The organism is Pseudomonas sp. NFACC51, from assembly GCF_900103575.1.
GTDB classification, from domain to species: domain Bacteria; phylum Pseudomonadota; class Gammaproteobacteria; order Pseudomonadales; family Pseudomonadaceae; genus Aquipseudomonas; species Aquipseudomonas fluorescens_Q.
This window is the reverse complement of record NZ_FMXH01000001.1, coordinates 572,119-592,578: the sequence shown is the minus strand read 5'-3', so window position 1 is coordinate 592,578 and position 20,460 is coordinate 572,119. Positions and strand designations below refer to the sequence as shown.

Genomic DNA, 20,460 nt, shown 5'->3' with positions numbered 1-20,460 from the left:
GGGAATCGGTTGACTACCTTGAAACTCACCCATCTCGTTCGACAAGGAGTGTCGACATGCGCGCAACTGCTCGTGCGTTTTTTAACCTGCCCCTGGCATTCCATACGGTAGCTGCCCAGTCGCCGCATGATCCGCTGAAGCCCCGCATCAACCCCAACTACAACATCCTCAAGGACGCGCACCAGGAACTCGATGCGGCGGCTGGTTGCCATTCGCTCTCGCGTTGAGTCGCCCTCGCCCATAACACTGCCAATGCCCGCGACAGGCTCAATGAAAGCCGCCGGCCGGCATCACGAACCCTGCTGTTTTCTCTTTCCCGGCATGGAATGCCGCGCCGGCTACCGGCTCCAACACAAGGAAGTCACGTCATGAAGACACGTTTGAAAAGAATCACGCCTTTGCTCGTCCTCCCGTTGTTCTGGCAAACGACAGCGGCCAATGCCGAGTCGTGCGAAGAGACGCTGAAACGGGTGGAAGGTTTGTATAACAACACCGTCGACAGTTGCCGGCAGGACCCGGCCTCGGATTGTTCGGGGTTGCTGATCAGGGGCACCCACCGCGCCAACCCGGCGAAGGGCGAGAAATGGGATGTCTGGAACCCGAGCCCGAAAGCGAAAGAACTGGGTACCTTTGCCGCCTCCTGGATGCGGGTCGATGGCATCAGCTATGAAGATCCTGGCATGAGCACCCAGAACGGCTACATCATCACACCGATCGACCAGGTACGCGAACCGGAAACCCCGGTGCACATCTACTGCGCATTTCCGAACGATGCCTGGACCGACTTTCGCGATGACCGAGGCTGCGGCAACAACAAAAACACCGCCCAGACAGAGGCTGTCTGCCAGGCCATGGCGCCGCCTATCCTCAACGCCAATGCCTGGGTCGCGCATTTCACCCGGTTCAACAACGACAGGAAGCAAGACCAGTTGCAATGTGGATTCAATATGCGCAACCCCATGAGCAGCCGGGAACGGGTCGACGCGTTTCGAAACTTCATGGGTGCCCGGAAAGTCATCAATACCCGCGAATTTCAAACCCAGACCGAACTGCGCCTGGGGAACCCGAAAGACGATGCATTGCCGATCCTGGCGTTTTTCTACAGCGATCAACGGGGCTTGAACGATGCCCTGGCCAACCAACGGGACTACAAGGACAAGACCGGCAAGGATCGCAACATCATCAAGATCGACTTCCCCAGGACGCCGGGCAGCAAGGCCACGTTCTCCTGCACCCGAACCACGCCGCCCACGCAACAATTCTGTGAACGCTACATCGAATCCAGCACTTGGGTCCGCCGCCCTGATCCCAAGCTTGGGCCCGATACCTGGTCGCTCCAGGTCGTGCCCACGGCCTGCGGCCGTGCGATCAAGGATGACCAGACCGACAGGATGTTTGCCGAGCTGTACAACAAGCACAAAGACGACGGGCAATGGCGGCAGTACAGCGTCTATGGCGGATCCATCCGCCGGCAACTAGTGTGTCATCTGGCGGCCACCTTCGATGGCAAACCCGTCAGGAACAAGCCCGAGTGGAACCTTGAGCCGGCACGTCCTTACGTCGACCAGGCCAGGGCTGTCGCACAGTACTGCAATCCTTACTGAGGCTTAGGCGGCAAACGAGATCTGCCGATACCCCAGGTAGCGGCGGATCATCGTGCCAGGGCGTTGGCCAGGTCTCGCTTAGAGACTTTCGACCGTCACTATTTCAAAGGGCAACAAGTGCACCTGAGTGCCACCGCCCGACCCGCCCTGAAGATGTTCGACCATCGCCTCGATCATGGCCAGTTCAAGCAGCAATTGGGCGACTTGATGAGGAGATTCGTGCTCCAGGAACAGAATCTCCGGCTCGCCTTTCAAACAGCTTGAATCCGTCGCCGCGAGACGGATGGCCTTGGCCATTTCTTGATAGAACGTTGATACCTGCAGCAAGACGAACGCCAGGCGCCATTGATGGATGCCATCGTCGCCAATAATGACGAAATGGCCATCGGTGCTGCCATGGCCCTGCTGCAATCAGGCAAGGCCAAGGGCGAAATTCCGGAGGTGGGTTTGGACGGGTGAGCCGCGCGCCTCGACAGTCCCCCTTACACAATTTCACACACCCCCTACAAAGCTTCACCCCTGCCATTGACCCCGGTCCGTAGCATTGACGGGTTCATTATTGGGGAAGCACCATGTCCAAGAATCCTTTCATCACACTGGGCCTGCTGGTCGGCGCGCTGCTGCTCAGTGGCTGTGATAGCGCCTCGACCCCAGACGCCTCCTCCCCGCTGGCAAGCGTGCGTATCGAAACCGTTCAGGCCCGGCCACTGTCGATCAGCAACGAGCTAAGTGGCAGGATCGCCGCGCCGCGGGTAGCCGAAGTGCGGGCGCGGGTGGCCGGGGTCGTCTTGCAACAGGTGTTTCGTGAAGGCCACGACGTCAAACAGGGCGAGCTACTGTTTCGCATCGATCCAGCGCCATTCAAGGCCGACCTGGACAGTGCCGAGGCGGCGTTGCGCAAGGCCGAGGCCAATGCGTTCCAGGCCCGTTTGCAGGCACAACGTTACGCCCAGTTGATCGACGACAAGGCGATCAGTGGCCAGGATTACGACAACGCCCGGGCCAGCGTGCGCCAGACCGCCGCCGATGTCGCTGCCAGCAAGGCCGCGGTGGAACGGGCGAAACTGAACCTGGGGTACGCCACGGTGACCGCGCCGATTTCCGGACGTATCGGTCGCGCCCTGGTGACGGAAGGTGCCTTGGTCGGGCAGAACGAAAGCACGCCGTTGGCGTTGATCCAGCAACTGGACCCGATCCACGCCGACCTCACGCAATCGACCCGCGAACTCAACGACCTGCGCCGCGCCTTTCGCGCAGGGCTTTTGCAAGCGGTCGGCCAGGACCAGGCCAAGGCCACGTTGATTCAGGACGATGGCAGCCCCTATCCGCTGCCCGGCAAATTGCTGTTCACCGACCTCAGCGTCGACCCGAGCACCGGCCAGATCACCCTGCGCAGCGAATTCCCCAACCCCGACCTGGACCTGCTGCCCGGCAGCTTCATCCGCGTGCGCCTGGAACAGGCGGTCAACAGCCAGGGCATCACTGTGCCGCAACGGGCCGTCCTGCGAGACAGCGCCGGGGTTGCCCAGGTGCTGATGCTGGACGCCGAACAGAAGGTCAGCCAGCAACCTGTGCAACTGGGCGCCGCGCAAAACGATCGCTGGGTCGTCACGCAAGGTTTGAAACCCGGCGACCGCATCGTCATCGAAGGCCTGCAACACGCCCGTCCCGGTGAGCAGGTCCAGGTCGATGACACCCCACTTCCCCTCGCCCAGGTTCCCGGGCCACAGGCAGGACACTAAGCCATGCCGCAGTTCTTCATCGACCGTCCGGTGTTCGCCTGGGTGGTCGCGCTGTTCATCCTGTTGGCCGGAATCCTGGCCATCCCGCAACTGCCGGTGGCGCAATACCCGGTCGTGGCCCCGCCCCAAATCGAGATCTACACCGTCTACCCGGGCGCTTCGGCGCAAACCGTGGACGAAAGCGTGGTCAGCCTGATCGAGGAAGAACTCAACGGCGCCGACAACCTGCTGTATTTCGAGTCCCAGAGCAGCCTGGGTAGCGCCACCATCACCGCGACCTTCCAACCCGGCACCAACCCGGAACTGGCCCAGGTCGATGTGCAGAACCGCCTCAAGGCCGTGGAGTCGCGCCTGCCGCAAGCGGTGACCCAGCAAGGCTTGCAAGTGGACAAAGTCTCCGCTGGCTTCCTGCTGCTGATCACCCTCACCTCCAGCGACGGCAAGCTCGACGACGTGGCTCTCAGCGACTACCTGGCGCGCAACGTGATGAACGAGATCAAGCGCCTGGACGGTGTCGGCAAGGCCCAGTTGTACGGGGCCGAACGGGCCATGCGGATCTGGATCGACCCGCAGAAACTGGTGGGCTTCAACCTGACTCCGGCCGACGTAAACGCAGCCATCGTGGCGCAGAACGCCCAGGTATCGGCCGGTAGCCTGGGCGATTTGCCGAGCCGCAACACCCAGGAAATCACCGCGACCATCGTCGTCAAAGGCCAGCTCAACACACCGCAAGAGTTCGCCGACATAGTGCTCAAGGCCAACCCCGATGGCTCGACGGTGCGCATCGCCGACGTGGCACGGGTAGAAATCGGCAGCCAGGAATACCAGTTTTCCACGCGCCTGAACGGCAAGCCGTCCACTGCCGTGGCCGTGCAACTGTCTCCGGGCGCCAACGCCTTGAACACCGCGACCCTGGTGCGCAACAAGATGGACGAGCTGTCGCGCTACTTCCCGGCCGGCGTGGAATACAAGATTCCCTACGACACGTCGCCGTTCGTCAAGGTCTCGATCACCAAGGTGATCTACACCCTCGGCGAGGCGATGTTGCTGGTGTTCGCGGTGATGTTCCTGTTCCTGCAGAACATCCGCTACACCCTGATCCCGACATTGGTGGTGCCGGTGGCGCTGATGGGCACCTTCGCGACGATGCTCGCGCTGGGGTTCTCGATCAACGTGCTGACGATGTTCGGCATGGTGCTGGCCATCGGCATCCTGGTGGACGATGCCATCGTGGTGGTGGAGAACGTCGAGCGGATCATGGCCCGGGAAGGCTTGTCGCCCAAGGAGGCCACACGCAAGGCCATGGGGCAAATCACCGGGGCGATCATCGGCATCACCCTGGTGCTGGTGGCGGTGTTCATTCCGATGGCGTTCATGCAGGGCTCGGTGGGGGTGATCTACCAGCAGTTCTCGCTGTCGATGGCGACATCGATCCTGTTCTCGGCCTTTCTCGCCCTGACCTTGACCCCGGCGCTTTGCGCGACCTTGCTCAAACCGATCGCCAAAGGTGATCACCACGCCAAGACTGGATTCTTCGGCATGTTCAACCGTGGTTTCGACCGATTCGGCGAGCGCTATCAAGGTTGGGTGGCCTATGCGGTAAAACGCAGCGGCCGTTATCTGCTGATCTACGGCGTGTTGCTGGTGGGCATGGGCGTGCTGTTCAGCCGCCTGCCCTCCTCGTTCCTGCCGGTGGAAGACCAGGGCTACACCATCACCGACATCCAGCTGCCACCGGGTGCCAGCAAGAATCGTACGGTGCAGGTGGTCGAGCAGATCGAAGCCCACAACGCCGGCGAACCGGGGGTCGGTGACAGCACGATCATTCTCGGTTTCAGCTTTTCCGGCAGCGGCCAGAATGCGGCCCTGGCCTTCACCACCCTCAAGGACTGGTCGCAACGCGGCGCCGAGGATTCGGCGGCGTCCATCGCCGACCGCGCCAACCTGGCCCTGGGTCAAATCAAGGATGCCATGGCGTTCTCGGTGCTGCCGCCGCCGGTGGACAGCCTGGGCACTTCCAGCGGTTTCGAGTTCCGTTTACAGGACCGTGGTGGCCTCGGCCATGCCACCTTGATGCAGTCCCGCAGCGAATTGCTCGCCGCCGCCGACAAAAGCCCGATGCTGATGAATGTGCGTGAAAGCGCCCTGGCGGAGGCGCCGCAGGTGCAATTGGAAGTCGACCGCAAGCAGGCCAATGCCCTGGGCATTTCCTTTGCCGACGTCGGCAGCGTGTTGTCCACGGCAGTGGGTTCGGCCTACATCAACGACTTTCCCAACCAGGGGCGAATGCAGCGGGTGGTGGTCCAGGCCGAGGGCGACCAACGCAGCCAGGTCGAGGATCTGCTGAAAATCCACGTGCGCAACAACAGCGGAAAAATGGTCCCGTTGTCGGCATTCGTCCAGGCCCGCTGGACCCAGGGGCCGGCGCAATTGACCCGCTATAACGGTTATCCGGCGGTGAGCATTTCCGGCGAACCGGCACCGGGCTACAGCACCGGACAAGCCATGGCCGAAATCGAACGGCTGGTGGCCCTGGGGCCGACGGGCCTGGGCCAGGAATGGACCGGGTTGTCCTTGCAGGAACGCCTGTCCGGCAGCCAGGCACCCATTCTGTTGGGCCTGTCGCTGCTGGTAGTGTTCCTGTGCCTGGCGGCGCTGTACGAGAGCTGGTCGATCCCGACCTCGGTGTTGCTGGTGGTGCCGCTGGGTGTGCTCGGCGCGGTATTGGCCGTGTCGTTGCGCGGCATGCCTAACGATGTGTTTTTCAAGATCGGGCTGATCACCATCATCGGCCTGTCGGCGAAAAACGCGATCCTGATCATCGAGTTCGCCAAGAGCCTGTACGACGAAGGTCACGACCTGATCGACGCCACGCTACAGGCTGCACGCCTGCGCCTGCGGCCGATCATCATGACCTCGCTGGCCTTCATCCTTGGGGTGGTCCCGCTGGCGATTGCCACGGGCGCCAGCTCGGCGAGCCAACAGGCCATCGGTACCGGAGTGATCGGCGGGATGATCACCGCCACACTGGCGGTGGTGTTCGTGCCGGTGTTTTTTGTGGTGGTGATGAAGCGTGTCAGGCGTGTTGAACCCAAGTGAGGCCAGGCCGGAGCACCGCTATCGCGCGAGCAAGCTTGCTCCCACATTGGGTCTACAGCGGACACCATATCCGCGTGCATCCGGAATCGTTCTGTAGGAGCGGGCCCAGCCCTCAGTCCGCCTGCACCGTGACCTGGCGCTGTTCGCCCAAACCCTCGATCCCCAGGCGCATGGTCTGGCCCGGCCGCAGGAACACCGGGTTGGGCTTGATGCCCAAGCCGACGCCGGGCGGCGTGCCGGTGGAGATCACATCCCCGGGTTGCAGGCTCATGCACCGGCTCAGGTAGGCAATCAGTTGCGGCACGCTGAAGATCAGCGTACGGGTATTGCCGTTCTGATAGCGGTGTCCGTCGACCTCCAGCCATAGGTCCAGCGTATGCGGGTCGGCGATTTCGTCCCGCGTCACCAGCCACGGCCCAAGGGGGCCGAAGGTGTCGAAGCCCTTGCCCTTGTCCCAGGTGCCGCCGCGCTCCAGTTGCCACTCGCGCTCGGACACATCGTTGATGACGCAGTAGCCGGCGACATGCTCCATGGCATTGGCTTCGTCGATGTAGCGTCCGCCTTTACCGATGACCACGCCCAACTCGACTTCCCAGTCGGTCTTGAGCGAGCCGCGCGGGATCTGGATGTCGTCGTTCGGCCCGCAGATGGCACTGGTCCATTTATTGAAGATGATCGGCTCTTTCGGCACCTCCATGTTCGACTCGGCCGCATGGTCGGCGTAGTTCAGGCCGATGCAGATGAATTTGCCGACCTGCCCGACACAGGCACCGATGCGCGACTGGCCGGCCACGAGCGGCAGGCTGCGCGGGTCGAGGGTGGCGAGCGCTGCCAGGCTGTCCGGGCCGAGGGCCTGCCCGGCGATGTCCGGCACATGGGCCGAGAGGTCACGGATCTGATTGTCGGCATCCAACAGCCCGGGTTTTTCCGAACCTTTTTCGCCGTAGCGCAATAGTTTCATGTCGTGCTCCTGCTCAAGTGAAGACCGGGGTTCAGATGCTCATGCCACCGTCGATGATGTGGATGGCACCCGTGGTGTAGGCGGACGCATCACTGCCCAGGTACAGCGCCAACTGCGCGATCTCTTCAGTGTGGCCGATGCGGCCCATGGGCTGGCGGTCAAAAAATTGCCGGTAGACCTGCGCCTCATCCACGCCCTGCTGCACGGCCTGGTCAGCGATGCGCTGGCGCAACGAGGGTGAGTCCACGGTACCCGGGCAGATCGCGTTGCAGCGGATGCCCTGGTTGACGAAGTCGATGGCGACGGCCTTGGTCAGACCCACGACTGCGGCCTTGCTGGTGGCATAGGCGAAGCGATTGGGCACGCCCTTGACGCTGGAGGCCACCGAAGACATGTTGATGATCGAACCGCCGCCACGGGCCAGCATGCCCGGCAGGAACGCATGGATCATCCGGTACATGGCCGTGACATTGAGGTCCATCGAACGTGCCCAGGCCGCTTCATCGCATTGCAGTATGTTGCCGCTGTGCACGTAGCCTGCGCAGTTGAACAACACGTCGAGCCCACCGATGCGTTCACAGGCGGCGCTGATGGCAGAGGGCGACGTGACGTCCAGGGGCATGGCGGTGATCCCTTCGATCCCCGCCAGCGCCTGGATATCGATGTCAGTGGCGAACACCTCGGCACCGGCCCGGGCGAAGGCAACGGCGCTGGCCAAGCCAATGCCCTGCCCCGCTGCCGTGACCAGTGCGCGCTTGTTTTGTAGGTTCATGCGGTCTCCAGTTGCGCTGCCGTGGTGGCGTGCTTGGGTGTCCTGCCGAGCATCGAGGCGGGAATGGCCAGGATCAGTCCACCACTGACCAAAAGACACAAGGCCAGTACATAGGTGCCGTTGTTGATGTTGCCCGTGAGGGTTTCCGCCACAGCGGTGATCATCGAACCGGTGAAGCCCGACAGGTTGCCGATGGCGTTGATCATGCCGATGCCGGCTGCGGCGGCGACCCCCGACAGCACGGTGCCCGGCAGGGTCCAGAAAATCGGCATCAGGCTGAGGATCCCGGAAGCGGAAACACTGAGAAAGAGCACGGACAACACCAGGTTGTCGGCGAAGAACGCACTGAGGATCAGGCCGGCTCCGCCAATGAACGCCGGGATTGCCGCGTGCAGGCGCCGCTCACCGGTGCGGTTGGAGTGCCGGGCGTTGAGCAGCATCGCCACCACTGCCACCGAGTAAGGAATGGCGGTCAGCAAACCGATGTGCAAGCTGTTGGTGATACCGGTGCTCTTGATGATCGACGGCATCCAGAACGCCAGGCCATAGAAGCCGGTGTTGAAGGTCAGCAGGATCAACACCAGCAACCACACCCGAGGGTTGAAGAACACTTCACTCAAGCGCGTGGCCTTGCCCTGATTGTCGGTTTGCAGGTTGGCCTTGAGCAGGGCTTTTTCCGCGACAGACAGCCATTTGGCTTTGTCGATGTTGTCGGCCAGGCAGACGATCACCACGAACGCCATGATGATCGAAGGAATGCCTTCGATCAGCAACATCCATTGCCAGCCAGACAAGCCATGCACCCCTTGCATGCTGTTCATCAGCCAGCCGGAGAGTATGCCGCCCAGGGTCAGGCTGACCGGCAATGCCAGCAGGAACCCGGACATCACCCGGCTCTGCCGGTGGGTCGGGAACCAGTAGTTGAGGTACAGGATCACGCCGGGGAAAAAGCCCGCTTCACAGATGCCCAACAAGAAGCGCAACACATAGAACATGCTGCTCGATTCGATGTGGAACAAACCTGCCAGCGGCACGGTGTAGGCCACGGCCATGGAGATCACCGCCCAGGACAGCATGATCCGGGCAATCCAGAACCGCGCGCCAAAGCGATGCAGCAACAGGTTGCTGGGGACTTCGAAGAGGAAATAGCCCCAGAAAAACATACTGGCGCCCAAGGCATACACCGTGTTGCTGAATTGCAGCTCGTTAAGCATGTCGAGCTTGGCGAACCCGATGTTCACCCGATCGAGGTACGCCGCCATGTAGCACAACAGCAACACGGGCAGGATCCGCCAGATCACCTTGCGGTAGGTCCGGTCTTCGAAATCCAATTCGCAGGCGGGAGCCTGCGCGGGCAACTGCTCGGAGATGGTTTGCATGAGGTAACCCCTGATTGTTTTTATTGGGTCACGTCGAATGAGCGAATCATCCGGCGATTGAACGAGGACTCTACTGTCGGGGATCGATTCTTTCCCAATGGCATTTTTGGATTAGTCGATAACCGCCCGTTATCAAGGTTCTAGAAATCCGGACGAGGATTTAAGTCAAGGCGCATGACTTGTGGCGAGGGGATTTATCCCCGCTGGGCTGCGCAGCAGCCCCAAAAAGCTCAACGTGAAATCAACCTGACAGAAGGCGGGGCCGAGTTTAGGACTGCTGCGCAGTCCAACGGGGATAAATCCCCTCGCCACAGGCTAACCATGTCCCCGGACCAAACAGTTTCGATTGCGTCTTCAAATCATCTGGCGGGCGTTGTCCTTGAGAATCTCGGCGAACTCCAGCGCTGCGCCTACCAACGGCTCATCCTTGCGCGTGAGAATGCCGTAGTCCTGCGGCACCAGGTGCAGCGGGGTGTCGAGGGTCTTGAGCTGGCCGCTTTCGAGCAGCGGATCGACCATCGCATGGGGCAGCATGCCGATCATGGGCCCGCGTTGCAGCACCTGGAGGAAGGTCTGCATGGAAATGGTGTCGATGGTGTTGCGCGGCATTCCCACCTCGGCCTCGGCGAACGCCAGCTCCATGCGTGCGCGAATCGGCGTGCCGACGGGGTAGAGAATCCATGGCAAGTCCACCAACTGCTGCAAGGAGACCGGGCCCGCGCCGGCCAACGGATGGCGATAGTTGACCACGATGCAGAACGGCTCCGGGGCCAACGGCTGGAAGTCATAGCGCTGCTGCTGGCTTTGATCGGTAAAACGGGCCACCGCCAGGTCGAGCGTCTTCTCTTCAAGCATCTCCATCAGGTGGTTACTGGTCTGCTCCACCACTTCAATCGACAGCAACGGCCAGCGCTGCTTGATCTGCAAGATCGCCTCGGGCAGAGCCACCGCAGTGGCGGCAAAGATCCCGCCGACCTTGAGAAAGCCGTGGCCACCCTCGCGCAAGCTGCTGATTTGCTCGACGAACGAGCGCGCATCATTCAAGGCAATCTGCGCATACCGCAGTACGTGTTCGCCCAAAGCTGTAGGCGGCATGCTCCGTGGCAGCCGTTCGAACAGCGCAAAGCCGAGCAGGCTTTCGATTTCCTTGAGCATCTTGCTGATGGCCGGCTGGCTGAGGTTCATCTGCTGCGCCGCCAGGTGCATGTTGCGGGTGCGCCCCAAGGTGTCGATCAGCAGCAAGTGGCGGAATTTGAGCCAGCCACAGAAGCTGGAGAAGGACAGATCTGACATGGCTATTCCTCAGGCCGGCGATAACCCGACGTTATCAAATACTGAATATATCTCATTGGAGTTTATCGAGCGGCCACCCTAGCGTGAAGGCTTTACGAACAGGAAGACTTGCCATGTCGCTACTGCTTACTCCCGAGAATACCCTGCCGGTCGATGGTATGGCCGGAACCCTGATTGGTCGTGCCTGGGTGCCGGGCCGAATCGCCGGGCCTTCGCCCATTGCGTTGCGCAGCGACGGTGTATTCGACCTCTCGGATCGTTTTGCGACATTGAGTGATCTGCTGGAAACAGAATCGCCGCTGGCCGCCGTGCGACAGACGCCCGGCACCTTCATCGCCAGTGTCGAAGCCCTGCTGGCCAACACCGGCCCAGATGCCGACCCGAGCAAACCGTCGCTGTTGCCGCCCCTGGACTTGCAAGTGATCAAGGCCGCCGGCGTGACCTTCGCCGCCAGCATGATCGAGCGTGTGATCGAGGAACAGGCCGGCGGCGACGCAGCGAAGGCCGAAGCCGTACGCGCCACCGTCCACAGCGTGATCGGCGATAACCTGCGCACGATCGTGCCGGGCTCCGAGCAAGCCATGCGCCTCAAAGCGTTGCTTATCGAACAGGGCATGTGGTCGCAGTACCTGGAGGTCGGCATCGGCCCGGATGCGGAGATCTTCACTAAGGCACCGGTCCTGGCCGCCGTGGGCAGCGGCAGCCGCATCGGTATTCACCCCGGCTCGCACTGGAACAACCCGGAGCCCGAAGTGGTGCTGGCCGTGAACAGCCGGGGCCAGATCCTCGGCGCCAGCCTGGGCAACGACGTCAACCTGCGGGATTTCGAAGGCCGCAGCGCACTGTTGCTGAGCAAGGCCAAGGACAACAACGCCTCCTGCGCCATCGGGCCGTTCATTCGCCTGTTTGACGAACACTTCAGCCTGGATGATGTCAGGGAGTGCGTGGTCGATCTTCAGGTACACGGCGAGGATGGCTACCGCCTGCACGGCTCCAGCTCCATGAACCAGATCAGCCGCGACCCGCAGGACCTGGCAGGCCAGACACTCAACGCCAATCACCAATACCCGGATGGTTTTGTGCTGTTTCTCGGTACCCTGTTCGCCCCCACCGAAGACCGCGATCATGCCGGCAGCGGTTTCACCCACAAACGCGGTGATGTGGTCAGCATCAGCAGTCCGTTGCTCGGAAGCCTGCATAACCAGGTGACCCACAGCTGCGACGCCGCCCCCTGGACCTTTGGTGTCAGCGCCTTGCTGCGTAACCTTGCCGCCCGAGGACTGCTGGACCGCTAAAACGCCGTGACCGATTCATCCAATTACAAGAGAGAAATGAATCATGAGTGACACGCCAAAACACCGCCTGCGCAGCGAGCAATGGTTCAATGACCCGGCTCACGCGGACATGACCGCCCTGTATGTCGAACGCTACATGAACTACGGGATGACCCGCGAAGAACTGCAGTCGGGACGCCCGATCATCGGCATCGCCCAGACCGGCAGCGACCTGACCCCTTGCAACCGTCATCACTTGGAACTGGCCCAACGGGTCAAGGCCGGTATCCGTGATGCCGGCGGCATTCCCATGGAATTCCCGGTGCACCCGATCGCCGAACAGTCGCGTCGCCCCACCGCCGCACTGGACCGCAACCTGGCGTACCTGGGGCTGGTTGAGATTCTTCACGGTTACCCATTGGACGGCGTGGTGCTCACCACCGGCTGCGACAAGACCACCCCGGCCTGCCTGATGGCCGCGGCGACCACCGATCTGCCGGCCATTGTCCTGTCCGGCGGGCCGATGCTCGACGGCCACCACAAGGGCGAACTGATCGGCTCCGGCACCGTACTCTGGCATGCACGCAACCTGATGGCCGCCGGCGAGATCGACTACGAAGGCTTCATGGAAATGACCACTGCGGCATCGCCGTCGGTGGGTCACTGCAATACCATGGGCACCGCCTTGTCGATGAACGCCCTGGCCGAAGCCCTGGGCATGTCGCTGCCCGGTTGCGCGAGCATTCCGGCGCCCTATCGCGAGCGCGGGCAAATGGCTTATGCCACCGGCAAGCGCATCTGCGACCTGGTGCGGCAAGACATTCGTCCGTCACAGATCATGACCCGCCAGGCCTTCGAGAACGCCATCGCCGTCGCCTCGGCACTCGGCGCTTCGAGCAACTGCCCGCCGCACTTGATCGCCATCGCCCGGCACATGGGCGTCGAGCTGAGCCTGGAGGACTGGCAACGGATTGGCGAGGACGTGCCGCTGCTGGTCAATTGCATGCCGGCGGGCAAGTACCTGGGCGAGGGTTTCCATCGGGCCGGAGGCGTGCCCTCGGTCATGCATGAACTGCAAAAAGCCGGGCGCCTGCATGAAGACTGCGCCACGGTCAGCGGCAAGACCATCGGCGAAATCGTCAGCAACAGCCTGACCAGCAACACCGATGTGATCCATCCCTTCGACACCCCGCTCAAGCACCGGGCCGGCTTCATCGTGCTCAGCGGCAACTTCTTCGACAGCGCGATCATGAAGATGTCGGTGGTGGGCGAGGCGTTTCGCAAGACCTACCTGTCCGAGCCCGGCGCCGAGAATAGCTTTGAAGCCCGGGCCATCGTATTCGAAGGACCGGAGGACTATCACGCGCGGATCGACGACCCGGCGCTGGACATCGACGAGCGCTGCATCCTGGTGGTCCGTGGCGTTGGCACCGTAGGCTACCCCGGCAGCGCCGAAGTGGTGAACATGGCCCCGCCGGCGGCGCTGATCAAGCAAGGCATCGACTCCCTGCCCTGCCTCGGCGATGGACGTCAGAGCGGCACTTCGGCGAGCCCGTCAATCCTCAACATGTCCCCGGAAGCGGCCGTGGGCGGCGGCCTGGCGTTGCTGAAAACCAACGACCGGCTGAAAGTGGACCTGAACACACGCACCGTGAACCTGCTGATCGACGACGCCGAGATGGCCCAGCGCCGCCGCGAATGGATACCGAATATCCCACCCTCGCAAACACCTTGGCAGGAGCTGTACCGGCAACTGGTGGGACAGCTTTCCACAGGGGGCTGCCTGGAGCCGGCGACGTTGCATCTGCGCGTGATTGCCCGCAGTGGTGAACCGCGTCACTCGCACTGAGCCGAGCGGCCGATTGTTCACGCACGTTGAATGCTGATGACAATCCAGAGGGATTTATTCCATGGACCTGAAGGGGAAAGATGCGCTTGGGTTGTTGACCCTACCGAATCTTTCCTACACCACGGAGTCGATCCATGCCATTTGCCAACTACAAATTCCCCGAAGGAATCCTGGACCACGTCCGCAAAGAAGAGATCATCCATCGCACCACAGAGATGTTCGTCGAGTACTTCGGCGAGGGCGTTCGTCCGTTCACCATGGTCCTTGTCGAAGAGGTTGCAGACGGCGGATGGGGGCGCGCCGATGAAACGCTGACGCTGGCGAAGATGGGCCTGCCCGCCAAAGGGCAATAGCGCCCAGGGAGTATTCGCAGAGGTATCGCCCCTTGCACAATGCAGGGGTCGTTATCGAATTCATGCGTCAGCGTTTCAAGCAACCCTGCCAGGGATTCCCCATGACCATTCAAGTCTTATCGTCGCTGCGCTGCGTGTTAGCCGCTGCGACTGAACGAGTCGCCCGCGTTGAAGCGCCCCTGTACGCCTTGCTGCGGATCATCTTCGCCGGGGTCCTGCTGACCCACGGTTTGCCAAAGGTTCTGCGCATTTCCCACGGTTCGATGGCGGATCCAATGGCCGCCTCGATCAACCTCATCCAGAACGTGATGGGGCTGCCTTTCGCGGCACAGCTTGCCTTCCTGGTCATGCTGCTGGAGACGGTCGGCGCGCTCATGTTGGCGATAGGGCTCGGCACCCGACTCGTCGCCCTGCTGATCGCCATTGAGATGGTTGCGATCAGCTATGCGCTGGGGCCGACATGGCCCTGGATAGATCGAGGCATCGAGTTTCCTGTGCTGATGGGGTTTCTTGCCCTCTACATCGTCGCGCGCGGCGGCGGTGCCTACTCATTGGACTCGCGCCAACGGTAGCCCCCCATAACCATGGACCCCGCGTCAGTTTGCAGCGTCGAGCGCAGTCGCGGCCACTGCCTGGAGCCCACCAAGGGCATAGCTCATCATGTGGTCGATCAAACCCTGCGGCTCGAGACTCAACCCTTGCAGCACATGCTGCTTTAACGGCTGATGGGCTATAAGCAAGAAAAGACAGGGGGCGAAGACACTGATGGCGCTGCGCAACGTTGTCGGGTGATCCGCTGGCAAGTTCATGATTTGCCCAAGCAAGCCACGCAGAATGTGCGCCTTGGGAAACGACTGCTCCTTGAGTACCACCTCAAACTCGGGAGAAGGCGAAAGCACTTCGCGCGTGAGCACTTTCAGCGCCCAGCCATCCGGATGGTCGTGCAGGCGCTCGACCAACACGGTGATGAGGGCGCGTAATTTGTCTTGCGGCGAGCCGGGCCGCTCGTTAAGCGAAACCAGAGTTTCCATCCGCACCAACCGAGCGTGGGCTTCGAGCAATACCGCGCGGTACAGGCCCTCTTTGTTGACGAAGTGATAATTCACCGCCGCACTGTTGGCTTGCGAACGTTCGCAAATCTGCTTGCTGGTGGTGTTGGCCAATCCCTGTTCGGCAAACAATTCACCCGCTTTTTCCAGAATCTGCAGCCGCGTTGCCTGCCCATCGAGCCGCGAAGCACGAGGCAGGGAAGGCTTGCCAATGGCATTGTCCATGAGCTCATCTCTTTATAGTTCTAATTCAAATTTGACTTTTTATTTCAGCCTACCTATTTTGGTCCCGTCATTGTCCCTTTACAACACCGCGCGAGGACTTCGCAGCCGACGCTGCGGGCTTTTCGCGCACTATCAAGGAAATACCGTCATGGAAGCGCGCGTAATGACACCTTTCACCTACTTCTCATTGCCAATGCAGAAGCAGTTCCTGGCCAATCAGCAGGCCATCCAAGGCAAACCCTACGCCGACTTTTTCCGCTCGAAGATCAGCGTGCCGCTCAGTGCCGTCGAAAAAATACAGCAAGGCCCCATGCCCTTGGCTGACGCCTTGACGCCCAGCGTTGAAGACCTTAACCGCATGCTCGCCGCTGACTTCATCAGCGAAGAGGCCGGATACGCCCTGCTGCCAGGGCCGATGGCCTATGTGCAAAGTCGCAAGTTTTTTCCCAACTGCACCGCGCAGATGCTCAAGTGGTGGTTCATGTGGCATCCACTGGAGGCTGAACGCTACACCCTGTGGTTTCCTTATGCCCACGTGGAAAACCCCTGCGTTCATCACGAGCGCCTCCTGGACGATACCCTGACCTTCGAGGAGCGCTTGTATGGCAATACCTTTTGCGCCTCAGAGTACGTCGGTGACCGCCTCATGCACCTGCACATTGATTTCAGAGACCCCTGCGAACTGGGCTTCTGTCCGGATCTTTACCGCGAATCCAAAATAGACGGCAGTGTCAGCGCCTTGATGAGCCTGGCCCACGAACCGCAAGTACCGGTGTCGTTGATGGCGCACTTGTTCAAGGAATGCCCGGAGGGTTTGTACCTGACGAGCCGTTACTGGGTCGGCAGCCACCCCGCCATGCAGCGTTTTCCAGGCGCCGAGCGCGCCGCCCAGCTACTGGAAGAAAACGGCCTGGGAGAAGTGGAGCTGGAAACCCTGGCTTATGAATTTGCGGTGCATGACTTGTGTGAGTTCAACCACCTGGCCAGCATCCTGCCGAGCCTTCATGCACGATTCAGCGGCGCGAAATAAGCCCAACCCCACCGATAATCAGGCTTCGGCGGCGTCTTGAACCGCCGCCGAAGTCGGGCGCAGTACCCCGTTCATCAGCAGCGTCGTGAACTCATTGATATCTGCCTCCACCTCCAACTGCTCGGTCAACAGCCGGTACCAGCAAAACCCAAAGATCATGTCCAAGAGCAATTCACGCGATGTATCCTTGGGCAACTCGCCCTGCTGAATAGCTTTTTCCACCAGCTTGCGAGGCAACTCCCTACGCCGCTCCATGAACTCGTCTTTCAGCTTGGGCAGCGTGCTGGGATCGAGCTGGGCCTCAGCAATGACGCATCGAAAAGCCTCCCCGCAAATCGTTTCTCGCCAGACCTTCCAGAGATTGAGCAGCAAGAAATTGAGGTTCTCCTTGAAAGTGCCTTTATCAGGCTCTTTGCGAATCTGCTCGCTTTCACTCTCGTAGACCTCGGCGATCAAGGCTGCCTTGTTACCCCACCACCGGTAGATTGTCGGTTTGCTCGCGCCAGCGCGGCGGGCCACCGCCTCGATGCTCAACCCCGAGTAACCGCACTCTTTAAGTGTTTCTATGGCAGAAATGATGATCGCTTTGTGCGTGTGAGGGCTCCTCAATGAGCCAATGGAGCTCCGAGATGGTTTACGGGCCATAAATCAAAATCTCCAATATGGCGCTTGACAAAAGAGACTCAGGGTATAGGATTCTCTCGAAAAGCAATGAAACGGATCGTTTCGTTTTGTATATTTATATGATCTCAGCTTCGGCTTAGCAGGGGGTCTCTTGAGCGCTTATTACCTCTATATAGGGAGACATGAGAAGGAAAGTCATAAATTTTTAACGCTACCTTAACGATACGGTACGTTTCGTATCATACATAATGATTGCACGAAAACAAACCTATTGTTCATAGGTTGACCGGTAGGTTCTGCTGCTTGGACCCGCCGATTTATGGGGCATGGGACCGCCATTCATCACTTTGCGAGCACCAATAGATAGTTTCTAAATATTTCATGCGCCTGTCACGGCTTTCTGCCAGCAGGTGAAAGAACGGAATCTGGAGGAAGTACACATGAATAAAGTAGGAATTGTGAGCTATGGCGCGGGCATCCCGGTCTGCCGGCTCAAGGTGGACGACGTGATCCAGGTGTGGAAAAACACCGATTTGAGCTTGGTAAAGGGTCAATTGGGCGTCCTTGAAAGGGCTGTGCTGCAACCTGATGAAGACGTCATTACCTTGGGCGTCCTCGCCGCCCAACGCGCACTGGACAAAGCGCCGCCTTGTCCCCTTGAAGCGCTTTATCTTGGCACCTGCACCAATCCATATGACTCCCGGGCCTCGGCCGCGATCATCCTGGAAATGCTTGGCTGCGGCTATGACGCCTTTTGCGCAGACGTGCAGTTTGCCGGCAAATCCGGCACCAGCGCCCTTCAGATTGCATACGCCTTGGTAGCATCGGGCATGGTGGGCAATGCGTTGGCAGTGGGCGCCGATACGATCAACCGCAACACCGCCCCCGGTGATTTGACAGAGTCCTACGCCGGAGCGGGCGCCGCTGCCCTGCTGTTGGGTACCGAAAATGTGATCGCGCATTTTGACGCAAGTTTTTCTTGCGCGGCGGATGTCGCTGACAACATCAGGCCTCAAGGGGACCGCTATATCCGGTCGGGAATGGGATTGGGCTCGGACAAGAACAGCATCGGCCTGGAAGACCAGACTCGCCGTGCTGCCTCGGGATTGATGGCCAAGATCCATGCGCAGGCCGGTGATTTCGATTATGTCGTCTTCCAACAGAACCTGGTTTCAACCCCCTACTCTCTGGGCAAGCACCTGGGATTCACGACGGCGCAAATCGAACCTGGCATCTATGCCCAGAGTGTCGGCGATGCTGGGGCAGCAAGCCCTTTGCTGGGCTTGGTCAACGTCCTCGATCAAGCGCGTCCCGGTGAAAGAATCCTGGTGGTTTCCTATGGGTTTGGTGCGGGCAGCGACGCCATTGCCTTGACCGTCACCGATGCCATCGAAGCCTATCAAAAGACCAACGTTCCGCTGCGCACGCTGCTGGAGGATAAGTACTACGTGGATTACGGGACGTCGATCAAGTACGAGTTCAAATACTTGCGGCCCGACTACGCCCTGACGGCCTATCTCTGATTCCAATTCATCCAGCAAGGAGCACTTTTTATGAGCGCACGACGCGTTGCTATCGTTTCGGCTGCCTATACCCCTAAACCCGGCAGTTCCAGAGTTCGCCAGACGTTCAAGGAGATGATCGTCGAGTCCGCTTACCAAGCGCTCAACGCCATCAAGATGCATCCCCGCGAACTCCAGGCTGTTGCCTATGGCTACCACGGTGAAGGCATTTCTGAATACGGAGGCCTGGGCCCGACCATTTCCGATGCCTTGGGTATCAGCCCTGCCCCCACGTTCATGAGTACTGCCAACTGCACGAGTAGTTCGGTGTCTTTCCAGATGGCTCACCAAATGGTCGCCTCAGGTGAATACGACATCGTCCTGTGTGGCGGTTTCGAAAAAATGACCGACCACATCAACTACGCCGAGTACATTGGCTCCAGCACCGAATGTGAATACGATTATTTTCTAGGCATCTCACACACTGACGCCTTCGCCCTGGCGACCGCCGAGTATTTTGAAAAGTTCGGCTATGCAGGACGTGAAGCGGATGTATTGGCAACCTTTGGGCGGCAGATGCGTATCTATGCCCATAACACCCCCACCGCCACCCGCTACGGCGTGCCGATTCCGTCCCTTGAAGCGCTCAAGAGTAGCGAAGCGTGTGGCTCGATGTTGGCCTGGGGCGAAGCCAGTGGTTGCGCCATCCTGGTTGCCGAACACCTTGCGCACCGTTACACGACCCAACCGGTATTTATCCGCGGCTGTGCCTACACCGGTGTATCGCACTATTTCGGCACGCGTTATCACAACCCGACGTTGCAATTTCCGGGGCTGCCAAAAGATGTAGGCATGGCAGTTTCCGCCAACTCGATGGCCTGCGCCGAAATCGCCTACAAAAAAGCCGGCATCACTGCAAAGGATATCGATGTGGCGCAAGTCTACGACTTGCTGGGCGCCGGGTTGATTCAAATGGAGTCCATGGGCGTATGTGGTCCAGGCCAGGCAGGCGACTTCGTATTGGAAGGCGGCATAGCTCTTGACGGGCAACTTCCCCTGAACACTGACGGCGGCAACATCGGACGCGGCCACGCCTCCGGTTGCGATGGGATTTTGCACATTACTGAATTGTTCCGACAGCTTCGCGGCGAGTCCAACAACCAAGTCAAAGGCGCCCGTATTGGTGTCTCGCAAAACCTGGGCGGTTACGCCGCGCACAACAGTGTCATTGTGCTTTCCAACGATTAAGGAGCCGACCATGTCCCTTTACCCTGAACAGATTCACCGCATGACCACCGCCAGCATGTTGCGCGAATGGCGCGAGCATGGCGGCAAATACCGCCTCGAAGGCAGCCGTTGCCAGGATTGCGAAGAAATTTTCTTCCCTCGGCGCACCGTCTGCGGCGCGTGCAATTCGTTGAATGTGGAACCGTATCGCTGCGCACGCACCGGCACGATCCAAGTCAGCGCCCATGCCGAGAATCCGATACTGGCAGCCATGGGCTATGGCGAAACCGTGCCCCGCTTCATGGCGATGGTGCGTCTGGATGATGGCTTGGTGATTGCCTCGGAAATCGTAGATGTCACCGATCCCCGGCAAGTCGTCAGCGGTGCGCCCGTGCGCATGGTTATTCGCAAACATGTCCGGGAAAGCAACTTGGCCTGGCAATATGCCTATAAGTTTGTATTGGTGAAATAACAAAC

Annotated in this window: 19 protein-coding genes and 1 pseudogene; 13 read left to right on the top strand and 7 right to left on the bottom strand. The window is 60.2% G+C overall.

Annotated elements, in window-relative coordinates; all coding sequences use genetic code 11:
- Positions 1-56 precede the first annotated feature (56 nt).
- Positions 57-227: a hypothetical protein gene (locus tag BLT00_RS31760; RefSeq protein WP_170861994.1), complete on the top strand. Its 171-nt coding sequence runs from the start codon at positions 57-59 to the stop codon at positions 225-227.
- Between the two features lie 141 nt (positions 228-368).
- Positions 369-1,604, top strand: a complete 1,236-nt coding sequence (locus BLT00_RS02625) for a DUF2599 domain-containing protein (RefSeq protein ID WP_092142074.1) — start codon at positions 369-371, stop codon at positions 1,602-1,604.
- A gap of 78 nt (positions 1,605-1,682) precedes the next feature.
- Here the strand turns inward: BLT00_RS02625 and BLT00_RS02620 are convergent, their stop codons facing one another.
- Positions 1,683-1,931, bottom strand: coding sequence for a hypothetical protein (locus BLT00_RS02620; protein ID WP_063321679.1), 249 nt, complete (start codon positions 1,929-1,931; stop codon positions 1,683-1,685).
- A gap of 18 nt (positions 1,932-1,949) precedes the next feature.
- Between BLT00_RS02620 and BLT00_RS30690 the strand changes: the two are divergent.
- The 3 genes and pseudogenes from BLT00_RS30690 to BLT00_RS02610 all read left to right on the top strand — a co-directional run.
- Positions 1,950-2,060, top strand: a pseudogene (locus tag BLT00_RS30690) (rhizopine-binding protein); the annotation flags it as partial.
- Between the two features lie 116 nt (positions 2,061-2,176).
- Complete coding sequence (locus tag BLT00_RS02615; RefSeq protein WP_092142078.1) at positions 2,177-3,346, top strand: efflux RND transporter periplasmic adaptor subunit; 1,170 nt, start codon at positions 2,177-2,179, stop codon at positions 3,344-3,346.
- A gap of 3 nt (positions 3,347-3,349) precedes the next feature.
- The gene (locus BLT00_RS02610; protein WP_092142081.1) at positions 3,350-6,445 is read left to right on the top strand and encodes an efflux RND transporter permease subunit; all 3,096 of its coding nucleotides are present in this window, start codon (positions 3,350-3,352) and stop codon (positions 6,443-6,445) included.
- A gap of 112 nt (positions 6,446-6,557) precedes the next feature.
- On the opposite strand, the gene BLT00_RS02605 is transcribed toward BLT00_RS02610, so the two are convergent.
- The 4 genes from BLT00_RS02605 to BLT00_RS02590 all read right to left on the bottom strand — a co-directional run bounded on the left by BLT00_RS02605 (position 6,558) and on the right by BLT00_RS02590 (position 10,850).
- Positions 6,558-7,406: an ureidoglycolate lyase gene (locus BLT00_RS02605; RefSeq protein ID WP_092142084.1), complete on the bottom strand. Its 849-nt coding sequence runs from the start codon at positions 7,404-7,406 to the stop codon at positions 6,558-6,560.
- A gap of 31 nt (positions 7,407-7,437) precedes the next feature.
- Complete coding sequence (locus BLT00_RS02600; protein WP_092142087.1) at positions 7,438-8,178, bottom strand: SDR family oxidoreductase; 741 nt, start codon at positions 8,176-8,178, stop codon at positions 7,438-7,440.
- On the bottom strand, positions 8,175-9,557 hold the full coding sequence (locus tag BLT00_RS02595) for an MFS transporter (RefSeq protein ID WP_092142090.1): 1,383 nt from the start codon (positions 9,555-9,557) through the stop codon (positions 8,175-8,177). The genes BLT00_RS02600 and BLT00_RS02595 overlap by 4 nt, the downstream gene beginning before the upstream one ends.
- Before the next feature lie 354 nt (positions 9,558-9,911).
- Entirely contained in the window at positions 9,912-10,850 is a 939-nt protein-coding gene (locus BLT00_RS02590) for a LysR family transcriptional regulator (RefSeq protein WP_092142093.1), read from the bottom strand.
- 113 nt (positions 10,851-10,963) lie between these two features.
- On the opposite strand from BLT00_RS02590, the gene BLT00_RS02585 reads away from it, so the two are divergent.
- From BLT00_RS02585 to BLT00_RS02570, 4 genes are all read left to right on the top strand, one after another.
- Positions 10,964-12,145, top strand: coding sequence for a fumarylacetoacetate hydrolase family protein (locus tag BLT00_RS02585; protein WP_092142096.1), 1,182 nt, complete (start codon positions 10,964-10,966; stop codon positions 12,143-12,145).
- 43 nt (positions 12,146-12,188) lie between these two features.
- A complete protein-coding gene (locus BLT00_RS02580; RefSeq protein ID WP_092142099.1) occupies positions 12,189-13,973 on the top strand; it encodes an IlvD/Edd family dehydratase in 1,785 nt (594 codons plus the stop codon).
- Positions 13,974-14,107: 134 nt separating this feature from the next.
- Entirely contained in the window at positions 14,108-14,326 is a 219-nt protein-coding gene (locus BLT00_RS02575; RefSeq protein WP_092142102.1) for a tautomerase family protein, read from the top strand.
- A gap of 101 nt (positions 14,327-14,427) precedes the next feature.
- Positions 14,428-14,898 carry a DoxX family protein gene (locus BLT00_RS02570; protein ID WP_092142105.1) on the top strand — a complete coding sequence of 157 codons (471 nt, stop codon included), beginning with the start codon at positions 14,428-14,430 and terminating at the stop codon, positions 14,896-14,898.
- 24 nt (positions 14,899-14,922) lie between these two features.
- On the opposite strand, the gene BLT00_RS02565 is transcribed toward BLT00_RS02570, so the two are convergent.
- A complete protein-coding gene (locus BLT00_RS02565; protein ID WP_092142109.1) occupies positions 14,923-15,600 on the bottom strand; it encodes a TetR/AcrR family transcriptional regulator in 678 nt (225 codons plus the stop codon).
- 148 nt (positions 15,601-15,748) lie between these two features.
- On the opposite strand from BLT00_RS02565, the gene BLT00_RS02560 reads away from it, so the two are divergent.
- Positions 15,749-16,630, top strand: coding sequence for a 2,4-diacetylphloroglucinol hydrolase (locus tag BLT00_RS02560; protein ID WP_092142112.1), 882 nt, complete (start codon positions 15,749-15,751; stop codon positions 16,628-16,630).
- 18 nt (positions 16,631-16,648) lie between these two features.
- Here the strand turns inward: BLT00_RS02560 and BLT00_RS02555 are convergent, their stop codons facing one another.
- Positions 16,649-17,275 (bottom strand): TetR/AcrR family transcriptional regulator, encoded by a 627-nt coding sequence (locus BLT00_RS02555; RefSeq protein ID WP_063321691.1) that lies wholly within the window; start codon positions 17,273-17,275, stop codon positions 16,649-16,651.
- Between the two features lie 419 nt (positions 17,276-17,694).
- Here BLT00_RS02555 and BLT00_RS02550 point away from each other — a divergent pair, with 419 nt between their 5' ends.
- Genes BLT00_RS02550 through BLT00_RS02540 form a run of 3 tightly spaced genes read left to right on the top strand, consistent with a single transcriptional unit; the run spans position 17,695 to position 20,455 of the window.
- The gene (locus tag BLT00_RS02550; RefSeq protein WP_058542730.1) at positions 17,695-18,777 is read left to right on the top strand and encodes a hydroxymethylglutaryl-CoA synthase; all 1,083 of its coding nucleotides are present in this window, start codon (positions 17,695-17,697) and stop codon (positions 18,775-18,777) included.
- Positions 18,778-18,807: 30 nt separating this feature from the next.
- The gene (locus BLT00_RS02545; RefSeq protein WP_057447984.1) at positions 18,808-20,004 is read left to right on the top strand and encodes a thiolase family protein; all 1,197 of its coding nucleotides are present in this window, start codon (positions 18,808-18,810) and stop codon (positions 20,002-20,004) included.
- 10 nt (positions 20,005-20,014) lie between these two features.
- Positions 20,015-20,455 carry a Zn-ribbon domain-containing OB-fold protein gene (locus BLT00_RS02540; protein WP_013693033.1) on the top strand — a complete coding sequence of 147 codons (441 nt, stop codon included), beginning with the start codon at positions 20,015-20,017 and terminating at the stop codon, positions 20,453-20,455.
- Positions 20,456-20,460: the final 5 nt, after the last annotated feature.